Source organism: Pseudomonas lyxosi (assembly GCF_047758685.1).
Lineage (GTDB): Bacteria > Pseudomonadota > Gammaproteobacteria > Pseudomonadales > Pseudomonadaceae > Aquipseudomonas > Aquipseudomonas lyxosi.
Genome location: NZ_CP180481.1, coordinates 6,451,897 through 6,468,315 on the forward strand (window position 1 = coordinate 6,451,897; position 16,419 = coordinate 6,468,315).

Annotated in this window: 17 protein-coding genes; all 17 read right to left on the reverse strand. The window is 59.6% G+C overall.

All coding sequences use genetic code 11. The features are described 5' to 3' along the window. Positions 1–12: 12 nt before the first annotated feature. The 17 genes from ACMXYI_RS29610 to fliL all read right to left on the reverse strand — a co-directional run bounded on the left by ACMXYI_RS29610 (position 13) and on the right by fliL (position 16,329). Entirely contained in the window at positions 13–753 is a 741-nt protein-coding gene (locus ACMXYI_RS29610) for a flagellar motor protein (RefSeq protein WP_415770603.1), read from the reverse strand. After that, positions 753–1,883, reverse strand: coding sequence for a protein-glutamate methylesterase/protein-glutamine glutaminase (locus tag ACMXYI_RS29615; protein ID WP_415770605.1), 1,131 nt, complete (start codon positions 1,881–1,883; stop codon positions 753–755). Before ACMXYI_RS29615 ends, ACMXYI_RS29610 begins: the two co-directional genes overlap by 1 nt. Before the next feature lie 49 nt (positions 1,884–1,932). Further along, complete coding sequence (locus ACMXYI_RS29620) at positions 1,933–4,164, reverse strand: chemotaxis protein CheA (protein WP_415770607.1); 2,232 nt, start codon at positions 4,162–4,164, stop codon at positions 1,933–1,935. A 14-nt stretch (positions 4,165–4,178) separates the two neighbouring features. Continuing rightward, entirely contained in the window at positions 4,179–4,967 is a 789-nt protein-coding gene (locus tag ACMXYI_RS29625) for a protein phosphatase CheZ (protein WP_415770609.1), read from the reverse strand. A 22-nt stretch (positions 4,968–4,989) separates the two neighbouring features. Then, a complete protein-coding gene (locus tag ACMXYI_RS29630; protein WP_003183998.1) occupies positions 4,990–5,361 on the reverse strand; it encodes a chemotaxis response regulator CheY in 372 nt (123 codons plus the stop codon). Positions 5,362–5,527: 166 nt separating this feature from the next. Then, complete coding sequence (fliA, locus tag ACMXYI_RS29635; protein ID WP_007894214.1) at positions 5,528–6,268, reverse strand: RNA polymerase sigma factor FliA; 741 nt, start codon at positions 6,266–6,268, stop codon at positions 5,528–5,530. Further along, positions 6,265–7,095, reverse strand: coding sequence for a flagellar synthesis regulator FleN (fleN, locus tag ACMXYI_RS29640; protein ID WP_008001746.1), 831 nt, complete (start codon positions 7,093–7,095; stop codon positions 6,265–6,267). Before fleN ends, fliA begins: the two co-directional genes overlap by 4 nt. A 116-nt stretch (positions 7,096–7,211) precedes the next feature. Next, positions 7,212–8,540 carry a flagellar biosynthesis protein FlhF gene (gene flhF / locus ACMXYI_RS29645; protein WP_033055998.1) on the reverse strand — a complete coding sequence of 443 codons (1,329 nt, stop codon included), beginning with the start codon at positions 8,538–8,540 and terminating at the stop codon, positions 7,212–7,214. Between the two features lie 11 nt (positions 8,541–8,551). Beyond that, positions 8,552–10,681, reverse strand: a complete 2,130-nt coding sequence (gene flhA, locus ACMXYI_RS29650) for a flagellar biosynthesis protein FlhA (protein WP_129442203.1) — start codon at positions 10,679–10,681, stop codon at positions 8,552–8,554. A gap of 237 nt (positions 10,682–10,918) precedes the next feature. Then, a complete protein-coding gene (gene flhB, locus ACMXYI_RS29655) occupies positions 10,919–12,058 on the reverse strand; it encodes a flagellar biosynthesis protein FlhB (protein ID WP_415770612.1) in 1,140 nt (379 codons plus the stop codon). 3 nt (positions 12,059–12,061) lie between these two features. Next, positions 12,062–12,844: a flagellar biosynthetic protein FliR gene (fliR, locus tag ACMXYI_RS29660; RefSeq protein WP_415770614.1), complete on the reverse strand. Its 783-nt coding sequence runs from the start codon at positions 12,842–12,844 to the stop codon at positions 12,062–12,064. Positions 12,845–12,847: 3 nt separating this feature from the next. Continuing rightward, positions 12,848–13,117 carry a flagellar biosynthesis protein FliQ gene (fliQ, locus tag ACMXYI_RS29665; protein WP_007948918.1) on the reverse strand — a complete coding sequence of 90 codons (270 nt, stop codon included), beginning with the start codon at positions 13,115–13,117 and terminating at the stop codon, positions 12,848–12,850. Continuing rightward, on the reverse strand, positions 13,114–13,872 hold the full coding sequence (gene fliP / locus ACMXYI_RS29670; protein ID WP_415770615.1) for a flagellar type III secretion system pore protein FliP: 759 nt from the start codon (positions 13,870–13,872) through the stop codon (positions 13,114–13,116). Before fliP ends, fliQ begins: the two co-directional genes overlap by 4 nt. Then, the gene (gene fliO, locus ACMXYI_RS29675; RefSeq protein WP_309676313.1) at positions 13,872–14,318 is read right to left on the reverse strand and encodes a flagellar biosynthetic protein FliO; all 447 of its coding nucleotides are present in this window, start codon (positions 14,316–14,318) and stop codon (positions 13,872–13,874) included. Before fliO ends, fliP begins: the two co-directional genes overlap by 1 nt. Next, positions 14,319–14,777: a flagellar motor switch protein FliN gene (gene fliN, locus ACMXYI_RS29680; protein WP_415770617.1), complete on the reverse strand. Its 459-nt coding sequence runs from the start codon at positions 14,775–14,777 to the stop codon at positions 14,319–14,321. It abuts the gene before it with no gap. Between the two features lie 73 nt (positions 14,778–14,850). Further along, complete coding sequence (gene fliM / locus ACMXYI_RS29685) at positions 14,851–15,819, reverse strand: flagellar motor switch protein FliM (protein ID WP_008024584.1); 969 nt, start codon at positions 15,817–15,819, stop codon at positions 14,851–14,853. A gap of 9 nt (positions 15,820–15,828) precedes the next feature. Beyond that, a complete protein-coding gene (gene fliL, locus ACMXYI_RS29690; protein ID WP_415770619.1) occupies positions 15,829–16,329 on the reverse strand; it encodes a flagellar basal body-associated protein FliL in 501 nt (166 codons plus the stop codon). Between the last annotated feature and the right edge of the window lie 90 nt (positions 16,330–16,419).

Below are 16,419 nucleotides of genomic sequence, written 5' to 3' on the forward strand. Positions count from 1 at the left end.
CCATTACCCCCATCAATCCATGAAGCCCTGAAGCTTCAACTCAATAGAGCGAGGGTTTTCACCTTCGGCGATCGACAGAATGCCTTCCAACAACATTTCGCGATAACGCGACTGCCGCAAAGCGACGGACTTGAGTTTGGCGGCAATCGGCAGCAGCACCAGGTTGGCACTGGCCACGCCGTAGATGGTCGCGACAAAGGCCACGGCAATGCCGCTACCCAGTTGCGATGGATCGGCCAGGTTGCCCATCACGTGGATCAGGCCCATCACCGCACCGATGATGCCGATGGTCGGCGCGTAGCCGCCCATGCTTTCGAAGACTTTGGCGGCTTCGATGTCGCGGCTTTCCTGGGTGTAGAAATCCACTTCCAGGATGCTGCGAATCGCTTCCGGCTCGGCGCCGTCCACCAGCAGTTGCAGGCCTTTGCGCGCGTAGTTGTCAGATTCGGCGTCGGCCACCCCTTCCAGACCGAGCAAGCCTTCCTTGCGTGCGGTCAGGCTCCAGTTGACGACGCGATCGACGCCACCGGCGAGGTCGATGCGCGGAGGGAACAGGATCCAGGCCAGAATCTGCATGGCGCGCTTGAAAGCGCTCATCGGCGCCTGCAACAGCGCCGCACCGACGGTTCCGCCGATAACGATCAACGCCGCCGGGCCGTTGGCCAGGGCGCCGAGATGGCCGCCTTCAAGGTAGTTGCCACCGATGATGGCGACGAACGCCAGGATGATCCCGATAAGGCTTAAAACATCCATCAGATACAAGCCTCGACCAGATGCTTGCCGATATCGTCCAGGCCGTACACCGCGTCGGCGAGTTCAGCTTTGACGATGGCCATCGGCATGCCGTAGATCACGCAGCTGGCTTCATCCTGAGCCCAGATCGAGCTGCCGCCCTGCTTGAGCAGGCGCGCGCCTTCACGACCATCGGCGCCCATGCCGGTCAATACGACCGCCAGAACTTTGTCACCGTAGGACTTGGCTGCGGAACCGAAGGTGATGTCCACGCACGGCTTGTAGTTCAGACGTTCGTCGCCCGGGAGGATTTTCACCGCGCCACGGCCGTCGATCATCATTTGCTTGCCACCCGGCGCCAGCAACGCCAGGCCCGGACGCAGGATGTCGCCATCCTCGGCTTCCTTGACGCTGATGCGGCAGAGCTTGTCCAGACGCTCGGCGAAGGCCTTGGTAAAGGCAGCCGGCATGTGTTGGATCAATACGATCGGTGCGGGGAAGTTGGCCGGCAACTGGGTCAAAACCCGCTGCAAGGCAACCGGGCCACCAGTGGACGTACCGATGGCGACCAGTTTGTAGGCTTTACGTTTCGGCGCGGGCGACGACGAGGCTGGCGCGTGGGTACGCGCCGGAATCGGAGCCGGTGCCGGACGCGCAGGCGCGCTGCTGCCGTAGCTGCTGACGCTCGAAGGTACAGGCGTCGGAGCGGGTGCGGCGACAGGTGCCGGAGCGCTGTAGGTGTTGGCGCGACGGTTACTGCGCGAGATGCTGAGAATCTTCTCGCACAGCAGTTGCTTGACCTTCTCCGGGTTACGGGAGATGTCTTCGAAATTCTTCGGCAGGAAATCCACCGCGCCGGCGTCCAGCGCATCGAGGGTTACCCGAGCGCCTTCATGGGTCAGCGAGGAGAACATCAACACCGGCGTCGGGCAACGCTGCATGATGTGCCGCACCGCCGTGATGCCATCCATCATCGGCATCTCGTAGTCCATGGTGATCACGTCTGGCTTGAGGGCCAGCGCCTGATCAATCGCCTCTTTTCCGTTGGTCGCCGTGCCGACGACCTGGATATTCGGATCCGCTGAAAGAATTTCCGAGACGCGGCGGCGGAAAAACCCCGAATCGTCCACCACCAGGACTTTAACTGCCATAAACACTCCGTTAGACGGAGCGAGGCTCAGTCGCCCCGCCCCACCAGAATCAAATACGCCGTGCGGCGTAACGCTTGAGCATGCTCGGAACATCGAGAATCAGCGCAATGCGGCCGTCACCGGTGATGGTGGCGCCGGACATGCCTGGGGTTCCCTGGAGCATTTTGCCCAATGGCTTGATGACCACTTCTTCCTGGCCCACCAGTTGATCGACGACGAAGCCGATCCGCTGAGTGCCCACCGAAAGGATCACCACATGGCCTTCGCGCTGCTCTTCGTGAGCGGCGGAGCTGACCAGCCAGCGTTTGAGGTAGAACAATGGCAGCGCCTTGTCCCGCACGATCACCACTTCCTGGCCGTCCACCACGTTGGTGCGCGACAGGTCGAGGTGGAAGATCTCGTTGACGTTCACCAGCGGGAACGCAAACGCCTGGTTGCCCAGCATGACCATCAGCGTCGGCATGATCGCCAGGGTCAACGGGACCTTGATGACGATCTTCGAGCCCTTGCCCTTGGTCGAATAGATATTGATGGTGCCGTTGAGCTGGGCGATTTTGGTTTTCACCACGTCCATGCCCACGCCGCGTCCGGAGACATCGGAAATTTCGGTCTTGGTCGAGAAACCCGGCGCGAAGATCAGGTTGAAGCAATCGGATTCGCTGAGGCGATCCGCTGCATCCTTGTCCATCAAGCCTTTCTTCACGGCAATGCCGCGCAGAACATCGGCGTCCATGCCCTTGCCGTCATCGGAGATCGACAGCAGGATGTGGTCGCCTTCCTGCTCAGCGGACAGGATCACCTTGCCGCTGCGAGGCTTGCCCATCGCTTCACGTTCGGCCGGCTCTTCAATACCGTGGTCGACCGAGTTGCGCACCAAGTGGACCAGCGGGTCGGCCAGGGCCTCGACGAGGTTCTTGTCGAGGTCGGTTTCTTCGCCGACCAGTTCCAGGTTGATCTCTTTCTTGAGCTGGCGAGCCAGGTCGCGAACCAGACGCGGGAAACGTCCGAAGACCTTCTTGATCGGTTGCATCCGGGTCTTCATGACCGCGGTTTGCAGGTCGGCCGTGACCACGTCGAGGTTCGACACGGCCTTGGACATGGCTTCGTCGCCGCTGTTGAGGCCCAGACGGACCAAGCGGTTACGCACCAGTACCAACTCGCCGACCATGTTCATGATTTCGTCGAGACGCGCGGTATCGACCCGCACGGTGGTTTCGGCTTCGCTGGCCGGTTTTTCCGGTGGCGGCGCGGACGGGGCACGCGCCGGAGCCGGGGCAGCAGCAGCGGCAGGCTTCGGCGCTTCGGCTTTAGGCTCGGGCGCTTTGGCAACGGGTTTCGCAGCCGGTGCTGGCGCCTTGGCGACAGGAGCAGAAACCACTGCGCCAGTGCCAACCTCAGTGAACTTGCCTTTGCCGTGCAATTCGTCGAGCAGCGATTCGAACTCGTGATCGGAGATCAAATCGCCGCCGGCCGCTTTAGCGGTGGGCGCAGCCGGGGCCGGGACCGCAGCAATGGCCGATTCCAGCGCATCAACGGCAAAGTTGCCCTTGCCGTGCAACTGATCGAGCAGTGCTTCGAACTCGTCGTCGGTGATATCGGAGCTGTCGCCTGCCGCTTTCGGGGCAGCCGGTGCGGCTGGCGCCGGGGCCACCGCATCGACGGCGAACTGACCTTTACCGTGCAGTTGATCGAGCAACGACTCGAACTCGGCATCGGTGATTTCGTCGCTGGCTGCCGCATTGCTGCTCGGCGCTGGCACGGCTGCCGGGGCTTCTGCCTGAGCCTTGACGGCGTTCAGCGAGTCCAGCAGTTGTTCGAATTCGTTATCGGTGATGTCGCCTTCAGCCGCCGGTGTTTCGACCACTTCGGCAACTGGCGCGGCTTCTTCAGTTTGCGGCTCGGCCAGACGGGCCAGTGCCGCAAGCAATTCTGGCGTGGCAGCCGTGATCGGGCTGCGCTCACGGACTTCGGTAAACATGCCGTTCACCGCATCCAGCGCTTCGAGAACCACGTCCATCAGTTCCGAGTCGACGCGACGTTCACCCTTGCGAAGGATGTCGAACACGTTCTCGGCGATGTGACAGCACTCCACCAGCTCGTTGAGCTGGAGGAAGCCGGCGCCTCCTTTTACAGTGTGAAAACCGCGAAAAATTGCATTGAGCAAATCCGCATCATCAGGTCGGCTTTCAAGCTCGACCAGCTGTTCGGACAGTTGCTCTAGAATCTCGCCGGCCTCAACCAGGAAATCCTGAAGGATCTCTTCATCGGCGCCGAAGCTCATGTGTAGGGGTGCTCCTAGAATCCAAGGCTGGAAAGCAAATCGTCTACATCGTCCTGACCGGACACAACGTCTTCTCTTTTATCGGCATGAATCTGCGGACCTTCACCCTGAGAGAGATGTTTTTGCGGATCTTTTTCTGCCAGCATCGCTTCACGGTCATGTTCGATGCCCGCAAAGCGGTCCACCTGACTGGCCATAAGCACGAGCTTGAGCAGGTTGCTTTCAACTTCGGTGACCAATTGGGTCACACGCTTGATCACCTGACCGGTGAGGTCCTGGTAATCCTGAGCGAGCAGAATATCGTTGAGGTTGCTCGACACAACGCGATTGTCTTCGCTGCTGCGTGTCAGGAAACCGTCGACTCGCCGAGCCAGCTCGCGGAACTCTTCAGCCCCGACTTCGCGACGCATGAACCGTCCCCAATCGGTGCTCAAGGCCTGGGCTTCGTTGCTCAGGCCGTTGACCAGCGGCGTGGCGTTTTCCACCAGGTCCATGGTGCGGTTGGCAGCCGCCTCGGTCAGCTTGACCACATAACCCAGACGCTCGGTGGCATCCGTGATCTGCGAGACTTCCTCGGCTTGCGGCATGTTCGGGTCAATCTGGAAATTGACGATCGCGCTATGCAGCTCGCGAGTGAGCTTGCCCACTTCCTGATACAGGCCGCGGTCACGGGTCTGGTTGAGCTCATGGATCAGTTGCACGGCGTCGCCGAACCTGCCTTTTTCAAGGCTTTCGACCAGTTCGACAGCGTGTTTTTTCAGGGTCAACTCGAAATCGCCCTGTGAAGATTCGTAATGCTCCATAGCTCCCCCGTGGCGCAGTTTCTCAACCGATGCGTTCGAAAATCTTTTCGATTTTTTCTTTCAACGCCTGGGCCGTGAAGGGCTTGACCACATAGCCGTTAACACCGGCCTGGGCTGCCTCGATGATCTGCTCGCGCTTGGCTTCAGCGGTCACCATCAGCACCGGCAGGTGCTTGAGCTTTTCATCGGCACGCACGTGGCGCAGCAGATCGATACCGGTCATGCCAGGCATGTTCCAGTCTGTTACCAGAAAGTCGATGCTGCCGCTGTTGAGAACCGGAATGGCAGTAGTGCCATCATCGGCCTCGACCGTGTTGGTGAACCCAAGGTCACGCAACAGGTTTTTAATGATCCGCCGCATCGTTGAGAAGTCATCAACGATGAGGATTTTCATGTTCTTGTCCAATTCGACCTCCAAGCAGTCTTAAACGCGCCCAGCACCTGGACGCGCCATTTCAATCAATCCGGCAAAGCACTCAATGACTGTCTGGAGCACAACAGATCGCGACCGGTGCAGTTAATCCCACACCGGTCCCGCTCGCAGTGTCCCCACACTGCCTTCAGCGCGCTCGCCACTCCCCCAAACGCCCCCGCAAGCGGGCCGCGCACTGGCTGTGTAACTGGCTGACCCGAGATTCGCTGACCCCCAGGACCTCACCGATTTCCTTGAGATTCAACTCTTCGTCGTAGTACAGCGCCAACACCAGTCGCTCACGCTCCGGCAAATTGGCAATCGCGTCCGCCAGCGCCGCCTGGAAGCGTTCATCTTCCAGATCGCGTGACGGCTCGAGATGAGCACTCGCGCCATCCTCGTGCAGCCCTTCGTGTTCGCCGTCCTGCAACAGATCGTCGAAACTGAATAACCGGCTGCCCAGGGTGTCGTTCAAAATCCCGTAATAATCGTCGAGACTCAATTGGAGTTCGGCCGCAACTTCGTGATCTTTAGCGTCACGGCCGGTTTTAGCTTCAATCGAGCGAATTGCGTCGCTGACCATCCGGGTATTGCGGTGGACCGAACGTGGCGCCCAGTCCCCCTTGCGTACTTCATCGAGCATCGCGCCGCGGATTCGAATGCCCGCGTACGTCTCGAAACTCGCGCCTTTGCTGGCGTCGTATTTGGTCGACACTTCAAGCAGGCCGATCATCCCGGCCTGGATCAGATCTTCAACCTGGACACTGGCTGGCAGACGTGCCAGCAAGTGGTAGGCAATGCGTTTAACCAGTGGCGCGTAACGCTCGATCAGCTCGTACTGCGCGTCACGTGCCGACTTCTTGTAGAGGTTGTAGCCACTGGCTGTCATAGCACAGGTCCTGCGGTTTGTTGCACGAGGCGCTCGACGAAAAACTCCAGGTGCCCGCGCGGGTTGGCAGGCAGCGGCCAGGTATCGACCTTTTGTGCAATGGCCTTGAACGCCAGTGAGCACTTGGACCGCGGGAAGGCTTCGTAGACGGCGCGCTGCTTCTGCACAGCCTTGCGCACGCTTTCGTCGTAAGGCACCGCGCCGACGTATTGTAAGGCGACGTCCAGGAAGCGATCCGTGACCTTGGTCAACTTGGCGAACAGGTTGCGACCTTCCTGCGGGCTCTGGGCCATGTTGGCCAGGACGCGGAAGCGGTTCATGCCGTAATCGCGGTTCAGCAGTTTGATCAGTGCATAGGCATCTGTGATCGAGGTCGGTTCGTCGCAGACCACCAGCAACACTTCTTGCGCGGCGCGAACGAAACTGACTACCGAGTCACCAATGCCCGCAGCGGTGTCGATCACCAGTACGTCAAGGTTGTCGCCGATATCGCTGAACGCCTGGATCAGGCCGGCGTGTTGGGCCGGGCTCAAATGAACCATGCTCTGTGTGCCGGACGCGGCCGGGACGATGCGAATGCCGCCAGGGCCCTGCAACAGAACGTCGCGCAGCTCGCAGCGGCCTTCGATCACGTCGGCCAAAGTACGTTTGGGTGTCAGTCCCAGCAGGACGTCGACGTTCGCCAGCCCCAGATCGGCGTCCAACAGCATGACGCGTCGACCGAGCTCTGCTAGAGCCAGGGACAAGTTCACTGACACGTTAGTCTTCCCGACGCCACCTTTGCCGCCGGTCACCGCGATCACCTGTACGGGATGCATGCTGCCCATGAATTTTCTTTACCTTGTCTTACTTAGACGGAGGCCACATTACTGGCTGCGCGTTCACGAACTGAACAATGCATGGCAGACCATCGATGTAGGTACAAAAACTGTTCATTAATACCTCAGCCGACCTGCTTGGTCGGGCTGTGGTAAATATCAGCGAACATGTCAGCCATGGCTTCTTCGCTGGGTTCTTCTTGCATTTGCACGCTGACGGCGCGACTGACCAACTGATGACGACGCGGTAGATGCAAATCATCCGGAATCCGCGGGCCATCGGTCAGGTAGGCCACCGGCAATTCATGACTGATGGCCAGGCTCAACACCTCGCCCAGACTTGCCGTTTCATCCAGTTTAGTCAGGATGCAGCCAGCGAGCCCACAACGCTTGTAACTGTGATAAGCGGCCGTTAGAACCTGTTTCTGGCTGGTGGTTGCCAAAACCAGATAATTTTTCGATTTGATGCCACGACCGGCCAGGCTTTCGAGCTGCATGCGCAGTGCCGGATCGCTGGCCTGAAGGCCCGCGGTATCGATAAGCACCACGCGTTTGCGCAGCAAAGGCTCCAGCGCCTGCACCAGCGACTGGCCCGGATCGACATGCGTCACTGACACATTGAGGATCCGGCCCAACGTCTTGAGTTGCTCCTGAGCACCAATACGGTAGCTGTCCATGCTGACCAGCGCGATATTCTGCGCGCCGTACTTGAGCACGTAACGGGCCGCGAGCTTGGCCAGGGTGGTGGTCTTGCCCATGCCGGCAGGGCCGACCATGGCAATCACGCCGCCCTCTTCCAGAGGCTCGACTTCGGGTGTGACGATCATCCGCGCCAGGTGTGCCAACAACATGCGCCAGGCCTGACGAGGTTCTTCAATATCGGTAATCAGCGCCAGCAAATCGCGCGACAACGGGCCGGACAGACCGATGCGTTGCAGGCGACGCCAAAGATTGGCCTGGGCCGGACGGCTGCCTTGCAGCTGATTCCAGGCCAGGGAACCGAGTTGCACTTCCATCAGTTCGCGCAGGCTGTTGAGTTCGAAACGCATCGAGTCGAACGCCCGTGGGTCAACGCCACCGGAGGCAGGTGCCGCAGCCGGCGCAGGGCGACGGGGTTCGGTGTAGGTTGGCTCGATCAGCGGCTCGGCGGCGGTCAGTGGCAGGCCGGCGAACAATTGGCGATTGGTGGACTTATCGCTCTCACCATCGCTGCGCAGGCTCAGTTCGGCCTGGGCGGTGACGATCCGCGATTGGGTCTTGCGCAGCTCGTCTTCGAGTTCCATGTTCGGAACGCGCGGAGCCAGCGCCGACAACTTGTAATCCAGGGCAGCCGTCAGCTCGACACCACCGGCGATCCGGCGGTTGCCAATGATGGCGGCATCAGCGCCCAGCTCATCACGAACCAGCTTCATGGCCTGACGCATATCGGCGGCGAAAAAACGCTTAACTTGCATAAACCACTACCTCAGCCGTTGGGCCCTACTGTCGCAACGATGGTCACTTGCTTGTTGTCAGGAATTTCCTGGTAAGCCAACACATGCAAACCCGGGACTGCCAATCGGCCGAATCGCGACAGCATCGCGCGAACCGGACCGGCTACCAGCAGAATCACCGGTTGACCTTGCATTTCCTGACGCTGCGCCGCATCGATCAACGAGCGTTGCAGTTTCTCAGCCATGCTTGGCTCCAACAGAACACCCTCTTCCGAGCCTTGTCCTGCCTTCTGAAGACTATTGAGCAATATTTGTTCCAACCTTGGCTCCAGGGTGATCACTGGTAGCTCGGAGTCAGTGCCTACAATGCTTTGGACGATTGCGCGGGATACGCCGACGCGCACCGCAGCCACCAGCGCGGCAGTATCTTGACTCTTGCTGGCATTGTTGGCGATGGCCTCGGCAATGCTGCGAATGTCCCGTACTGGCACCTGTTCGGCCAGCAACGCCTGCAAAACCTTGAGCAACTGAGACAGAGACACCACACCAGGCACCAGCTCTTCGGCGAGTTTTGGCGAGCTTTTGGCCAGCAATTGCATGAGTTGCTGCACTTCTTCGTGACCGATCAACTCACTCGAGTGCTTGTACAGAATCTGGTTCAAGTGGGTTGCCACTACCGTACTGGCATCGACCACGGTGTAACCGAGGGATTGCGCCTGGGCACGCTGGCTGATTTCGATCCAGACCGCCTCAAGACCGAAAGCCGGATCTTTGGCGGTAATGCCGTTGAGCGTACCGTAGACCTGCCCCGGGTTGATCGCCAGCTCGCGGTCCGGGTAAATCTCCGCTTCGGCCAGGATCACCCCCATCAGGGTCAGGCGATAGGCACTCGGCGCCAGGTCGAGGTTGTCACGGATATGCACGGTCGGCATCAGGAAGCCCAGGTCCTGGGACAGCTTCTTGCGCACGCCCTTGATCCGCGCCAGCAATTGACCACCCTGATTGCGGTCCACCAGCGGAATCAGCCGGTAGCCGACTTCCAGGCCGATCATGTCGATCGGAGTGACGTCATCCCAGCCAAGCTCCTTGGTTTCCTGAGCGCGAGCGGGCGATGGCAGCAGTTCCTGTTGACGCTTGACCTCTTGCAGGGCCTGAACCTTGACCACGTTCTGCTTCTTCCAGAACAGGTACGCGCCGCCAGCCGCCAGGGCCGCCATGCTGAGAAAGGAAAAGTGCGGCATGCCCGGCACGAGGCCCATCACCGCCATCAAACCCGCCGCCACGGCCAACGCTTTGGGCGAGGCGAACATCTGGCGATTGATCTGCTTGCCCATGTCTTCCGAACCGGAAGCACGGGTTACCATGATCGCTGCAGCTGTAGATAAAAGCAGTGATGGCAATTGCGCCACCAAACCGTCACCGATGGTCAGCAGTGCGTAAACCTTGCCGGCATCGCCGAAGCTCATGCCGTGCTGGAAGATACCAACCGCCATGCCGCCGATCAGGTTGATGAACAGAATCAGCAGGCCGGCAATGGCGTCACCGCGAACGAACTTGCTGGCACCGTCCATGGAACCGTAGAACTCGGCTTCCTGTGCCACTTCCATCCGCCGCAGTTTGGCCTGGTTCTGATCGATCAGGCCGGCGTTCAAGTCGGCGTCGATGGCCATTTGTTTACCGGGCATCGCATCGAGGGTGAAACGCGCACTCACCTCGGAAATCCGCCCGGCACCCTTGGTCACCACGACAAAGTTGATGATCATCAAAATCGCGAAGACGACGATACCGACCACGTAGTTGCCGCCGATCACCACCTCGCCGAACGCCTGGATCACCTTACCGGCGGCGGCATGGCCGTCCTGACCGTGGAGCATCACCACTCGCGTGGAGGCCACGTTCAGCGCCAGTCGCAACAGGGTCGCCACCAGCAGAATGGTCGGGAACACCGCGAAATCCAGTGGCCGCAACGCGTAAACACAGACCAGCAAGACGACAATCGACAACGCGATGTTGAACGTGAAGAACACGTCCAGCAGGAACGGCGGCACCGGCAACATCATCATCGCCAGCATGACCAGCAGCAACAACGGCACACCCAGATTGCCTCGACTTAAGTCGGCAACGTTTGTGCGAGCACTGTTGAATAACTGAGAGCGATCCACCGGTTTTCCCCGTTCCTTTAAAGCAAACTTTTTGACGCCTGAAGCAGGCGCAGAGCCGCTACTGCAAGAAGCCTTCCAACTTTTGCCGAGGCGGGAAATAGAGGGGTGTAATGAGCTTTTGTAGCAGCTGTCGAGCCTGCGAGGCTGCGTCCGAGAACGAAGTTCTCGCAAAGGTTTACGACTGCTGCGCAGCCGGACGCAGCCTCGCAGGCTCGACAGCTGCTACAAGCGCGGACCTCAGGAATCGCGCCGCAGGTCCGGCGGAATCGGCAGGTCGTCCTTGAGCGGATCCGGGCGTTTGCCCTTGCCGGCGCGGTGCTGGCGGATCTGGTAGACGTAAGCGAGCACCTGCGCGACGGCAAGGTAGAGCCCGCCAGGGATTTCCTGGTCAAGTTCGGTGGAGTAGTAGATCGAACGCGCCAGTGCCGGCGACTCTAGCAGCAGCACTTCGTTGGCCACTGCGATTTCACGGATCTTCAAGGCCAGGAAGTCGCTGCCCTTGGCGATCAGCATCGGCGCCCCACCCTTGTCCGGATCGTACTTGAGCGCTACGGCGTAGTGGGTCGGGTTGGTGATGACCACATCGGCGTCGGGAATCGCCGCCATCATCCGGCGCTGGGACATTTCGCGCTGCAGCTGGCGAATCCGTTGTTTAACCTCTGGCTTCCCTTCCTGATCTTTATGCTCGTCACGCACTTCCTGCTTGGTCATCAGCAGTTTCTTGTGGCTTTCCCAAAGCTGCACCGGCACGTCCACCGCGGCGATGATGATTAGCCCGCAAGACATCCATAACGTACTCCAGCCCACTACCTGCAGGCAGTGAATGACGGCCAGCTCCAACGGTTCGTGGGCGATGCGTATCAGGTCATCGATGTCTGACGATAACACCTGCATAGCCACAGCCAGGATGATCAAAAACTTCGCAAACGCCTTAAGCAGCTCCGCCACCGCCTTGAACGAAAACATTCGCTTGAGGCCGGCGGCAGGGTTCATCCGACTGAATTTCGGTGCCAGGGAACCCGCTGCGAATAGCCATCCACCAAGGGAGATCGGCCCGATCAACGCTGCCAGCACCAGGGTGATCATGATCGGCTGAATCGCCAGCAAGGCTGTCAGCCCTGAATTCAACAGGTAAGTGCTCATGGAGCGCTGATCGAGAATGACTTCACGCGACAGGGAGAAATTCTGCCGCATCAATTCCATCAAGTCTTGCGCCAGCGCCCCGCCGAAAATCAGCAGCGCGACGGAACCGGCAATCATGATCGCAAGGGTGTTGAGCTCTTTTGAACGCGCGATCTCACCCTTCTCACGGGAGTCTTTTTTGCGCTTCTCCGTGGGGTCTTCTGTTTTGTCCTGACCGCTTTCGCTCTCAGCCATGACTCAGCGCGCCCGTGCCAGTTCGCGTAACAACTGCAAAGCCTCGGAGGCCAGCGGTTGATACTGATTGATGATGTCCGCCAGCCCGACCCAGACGATGAACAGCCCGAGCACCAGTGTCAGCGGGAAGCCGATGGAGAAGATGTTCAGTTGTGGCGCCGCCCGGGTCATGATGCCAAACGCAATGTTGACCACCAGCAACGCAGTGATCGCCGGCAACACCAGCAACAGCGCGGCACCGAGGACCCAGCCGAGCTTGCCGGCCAGCTCCCAGAAATGATTGACCATCAACCCGCTACCGACCGGCAGCGTAGTGAAGCTTTCGGTGAGGATTTCGAACACCACCAGATGGCCGTTCATGGACAGGAACAACAGCGTCACCAGCATGGTGAAGAACTGCCCGATCACCGCCACCGAGACGCCGTTGGTAGGGTCGACCATCGAAGCGAAGCCCATGCCCATCTGGATAGAAACAATCTGCCCGGCGACCACGAAGGCCTGGAAGAACAGCTGCAAGGAGAAACCCAGCACCGCGCCGATGAGGATCTGCTCGGCAATCAGCAGCAGCCCGCTCAGGTCCAGCGCATTGACCGACGGCATCGGCGGCAACCCGGGAGCAATCACTACCGTGATCGCCAGGGCGAAATAAAGGCGCACCCGCGTAGGTACCAGAGTCGTACCGAAAACCGGCATGACCATCAGCAAGGCACCGATACGAAACAGCGGCAGCATGAACGTCGCCACCCAGGTACTGATCTGGGTATCGGTCAGCTGGAGCAGCGACATGGTTTAGCCGATGACCTGAGGAATACTGCCGTACAACTGCAGGATGTATTCCATGAAGGTCTGCACCAGCCACGGACCGGCGACGATCAACGTCACCAGCATCACCAGCAGACGCGGCAGGAAGCTCAGGGTCTGTTCGTTGATCTGCGTAGCGGCCTGGAACATCGCCACCAACAGACCCACGAGCAAACTCGGAATCACCAGCACGGCAACCATCATGGTGGTCAGCCACAGTGCTTCCCGGAAGATGTCTACCGCAACTTCTGGCGTCATGGCGATACACCGCCGAAGCTGCTCGCCAGCGTACCGATGATCAACGCCCAGCCATCCACCAGCACGAACAGCATGATCTTGAATGGCAGGGAAATAATCAGCGGCGAGAGCATCATCATACCCATCGCCATCAGGACACTGGCCACGACCAGGTCGATGATCAGGAACGGAATGAAGATCATGAAGCCAATCTGGAACGCGGTTTTCAGCTCGGACGTGACGAACGCCGGGACCAGAATTGTCAGCGGCGCCTGATCCGGCGACGCAATATCAGTGCGTTTGGACAAGCGCATGAACAGCTCCAGATCGCTAGTGCGAGTCTGGGCGAGCATGAAGCCCTTGATCGGCACCTGCGCCTTGGCCACGGCGTCTTGAGCGGTGAGTTTCTCCGCCAGATACGGCTGCAAGGCATCCTGATTAACCCGGTCGAATACCGGCGCCATGATGAACAGGGTCAGGAACAGCGCCATGCCCGTGAGGATCTGGTTAGACGGTGTTTGCTGCAGGCCCAGGGCCTGACGCAGGATCGAGAAGACGATGATGATCCGGGTGAAACTGGTCATCAGCATGACGAACGCCGGGATAAAACTCAGCGCCGTCATGATCAGCAGAATTTGCAGGCTGACCGAATACTCCTGAGCACCGTCGGCATTGGTACCCAGGGTAATCGCCGGGATCGACAACGGATCGGCGGCGACCGCCAGCGGCGCGGCCAGCATCAGGGCAAGCGTCAAGATGATGCGTAGCGCACCCATTACTTCTTATCCTTATGATCCTTGCCCATCAGCTCCATCAGGCGCTGGGCAAACTCGGGGGTCGCTTTTTCAGTCCCGCCGGGCACTTGCACCGGTTCCTTGAGCACGTGCAATGCGGTGATGGTGCCGGGGCTCAAGCCAAGCAGAATCTGCTCGTTGCCGACCTGCACCAGCATCAGACGGTCACGCGGGCCCAGCGCGCGGGAACCGATCAGCTCGATCACCTGCCCCTTGCCGGCGGGTCCGGCCTGTTGCACCCGACGCAGCAACCAGGCGAGGAAGAAGATCAACCCCAGCACCAGCAGCAAACCGAACACCAACTGCGTCAATTGCCCGGCCACACCACTGCTGACCGCCGGCGCGGCGGCCGCAGTAGCGGTCGCTACCGGCTCGGCTGCCAGAACACTGAACGGCAACGCCAGCACAAACCCCAGTACCTTTTTCACTCAGCGCAGCTTCTTGATGCGTTCGCTTGGGCTGATCACGTCGGTCAGGCGGATGCCGAACTTCTCGTTGACCACTACCACTTCACCGTGAGCGATGAGCGTGCCGTTGACCAGCACGTCCAGCGGTTCACCGGCCAGACGATCGAGCTCGATCACCGAACCCTGGTTAAGCTGCAGCAGGTTGCGGATGTTGATATCAGTGCTGCCGACTTCCATGGAAATCGACACCGGAATGTCGAGGATCACGTCCAGGTTAGGACCGTCCAGAGTGACTGGATTGTTGTTTTTCGGCACGCTGCCGAACTCTTCCATCGGCAGACGGTTGGACGGCGAACTGGCGGCATCGGCGGCCAGCAAGGCGTCGATATCGTCCTGCCCGGCGTCACCGGTTTCTTCCAGGGCCGCAGCCCATTCATCGGCCAGCGCCTGGTCGTCCTGGGTGTTCATATCGTTAGCCATCAATTTGTCCTCGGCGGGCATCCATTCAATCAGGAGCCGTCAGTTAAAAGCACAGGGGGTTTTGGAGCGCCGGTCAGCGGCGCTCGATCGGCTCGATCACTTGCAACGCGAGGTTGCCTTTGTGCGAGCCCATCTTGACCTTGAACGCAGGCACGCCGTTGGCGCGCATGATCATCTCTTCCGGCATCTCGACCGGGATAATGTCCCCCGGCTGCATGTGCAGAATGTCCCGCAGGCGCAACTGACGACGGGCAACCGTGGCACCGATCGGAACGTCAACGTCCAGCACGTCCTGGCGCAAGGCGTTGACCCAGCGTTCATCCTGATCGTCGAGGTCCGACTGGAAGCCGGCATCGAGCATTTCGCGTACAGGCTCGATCATCGAGTACGGCATGGTCACGTGCAGGTCGCCGCCACCGCCATCGAGTTCGATGTGGAAGGTCGACACCACAATGGCTTCGCTCGGACCGACGATGTTGGCCATGGCCGGGTTCACTTCCGAGTTGATGTACTCGAAGTTCACTTCCATGATCGCCTGCCAGGCTTCCTTCAAATCGACGAAGGCCTGTTCCAGCACCATGCGCACCACACGCAGTTCGGTGGGGGTGAATTCACGCCCTTCGATCTTCGCGTGACGGCCGTCGCCGCCGAAGAAGTTGTCCACCAGTTTGAACACCAGTTTGGCGTCGAGGATGAACAACGCGGTGCCGCGCAACGGTTTGATCTTGACCAGGTTGAGGCTGGTCGGCACGTACAGCGAGTGTACGTATTCGCCGAACTTCATCACCTGCACGCCACCGACGGCAACGTCCGCCGAGCGGCGCAGCATGTTGAACATGCTGATGCGGGTGTAACGGGCGAAACGCTCGTTGATCATCTCCAGGGTCGGCATGCGTCCGCGGACGATGCGATCCTGGCTGGTCAGGTCGTAGCTTTTGACACTGCCGGGTTCAGCAGCGGTATCGGTCTGTACCAGACCATCGTCGACGCCATGCAACAGCGCATCGATCTCATCCTGGGACAGCAGGTCCTGCACGGCCATGTCGTGTTCCTACTGCAGTACGAAATTAGTGAAAAGCAACTGTTCGATGACCACTTTGCCGAGTTCTTTCTGCGCTACTTCCTGGACGCTGGCCGTGGCTTTCTGACGCAGCATTTCCTGGCCGACCGGCGACGCCAGGGTGGCGAAGTCTTGCCCGGAGAACAGCATGACCAGGTTATTGCGGATGACGGGCATGTGGACTTTGAGCGCTTCCAGATCGGCCTGATTGCGACCCTGCATGGTGATGCTCACCTGCATGTATCGCTGACGACCGTTCTGGTTGTAATTGGCCACGAAGGCCGGAGCCATGGGCTCGAAAATCGCTGGCTGCTTGCCGATCGGGGCGGTTTCGGCCGCGGCGGCAGGCTTGCTTTGGGCGCTGTGCATGAAGAACCAGGTTGCTCCCACGGACAAACCGATCGCCAGCAGCAGGGCCACCACGATCACAATGATCAGCTTGAGTTTGCCTTTGGTTGCGGGGTCTTTTACTGCTGCTTCGCTCTTCGCCATGCCAATAATCCGTCACTATTCGGGTTTTCACAGTCGCACGGCAAGGCAAGAGCAAGTGTTATGCCAGAAGTGTCTGAAGGAAAACCGGAA

Bases quoted from the DNA above. Each gene is read 5' to 3' on its own strand.
- ACMXYI_RS29610 (WP_415770603.1), bottom strand. From the start codon at position 753: ATGGATGTTTTAAGCCTTATCGGGATCATCCTGGCGTTCGTCGCCATC.
- ACMXYI_RS29615 (WP_415770605.1), bottom strand. From the start codon at position 1,883: ATGGCAGTTAAAGTCCTGGTGGTGGACGATTCGGGGTTTTTCCGCCGC.
- ACMXYI_RS29620 (WP_415770607.1), bottom strand. From the start codon at position 4,164: ATGAGCTTCGGCGCCGATGAAGAGATCCTTCAGGATTTCCTGGTTGAG.
- ACMXYI_RS29625 (WP_415770609.1), bottom strand. From the start codon at position 4,967: ATGGAGCATTACGAATCTTCACAGGGCGATTTCGAGTTGACCCTGAAA.
- ACMXYI_RS29630 (WP_003183998.1), bottom strand. From the start codon at position 5,361: ATGAAAATCCTCATCGTTGATGACTTCTCAACGATGCGGCGGATCATT.
- fliA (WP_007894214.1), bottom strand. From the start codon at position 6,268: ATGACAGCCAGTGGCTACAACCTCTACAAGAAGTCGGCACGTGACGCG.
- fleN (WP_008001746.1), bottom strand. From the start codon at position 7,095: ATGGGCAGCATGCATCCCGTACAGGTGATCGCGGTGACCGGCGGCAAA.
- flhF (WP_033055998.1), bottom strand. From the start codon at position 8,540: ATGCAAGTTAAGCGTTTTTTCGCCGCCGATATGCGTCAGGCCATGAAG.
- flhB (WP_415770612.1), bottom strand. From the start codon at position 12,058: ATGGCTGAGAGCGAAAGCGGTCAGGACAAAACAGAAGACCCCACGGAG.
- fliR (WP_415770614.1), bottom strand. From the start codon at position 12,844: ATGTCGCTGCTCCAGCTGACCGATACCCAGATCAGTACCTGGGTGGCG.
- fliQ (WP_007948918.1), bottom strand. From the start codon at position 13,117: ATGACGCCAGAAGTTGCGGTAGACATCTTCCGGGAAGCACTGTGGCTG.
- fliP (WP_415770615.1), bottom strand. From the start codon at position 13,872: ATGGGTGCGCTACGCATCATCTTGACGCTTGCCCTGATGCTGGCCGCG.
- fliN (WP_415770617.1), bottom strand. From the start codon at position 14,777: ATGGCTAACGATATGAACACCCAGGACGACCAGGCGCTGGCCGATGAA.
- fliM (WP_008024584.1), bottom strand. From the start codon at position 15,819: ATGGCCGTGCAGGACCTGCTGTCCCAGGATGAGATCGATGCGCTGTTG.
- fliL (WP_415770619.1), bottom strand. From the start codon at position 16,329: ATGGCGAAGAGCGAAGCAGCAGTAAAAGACCCCGCAACCAAAGGCAAA.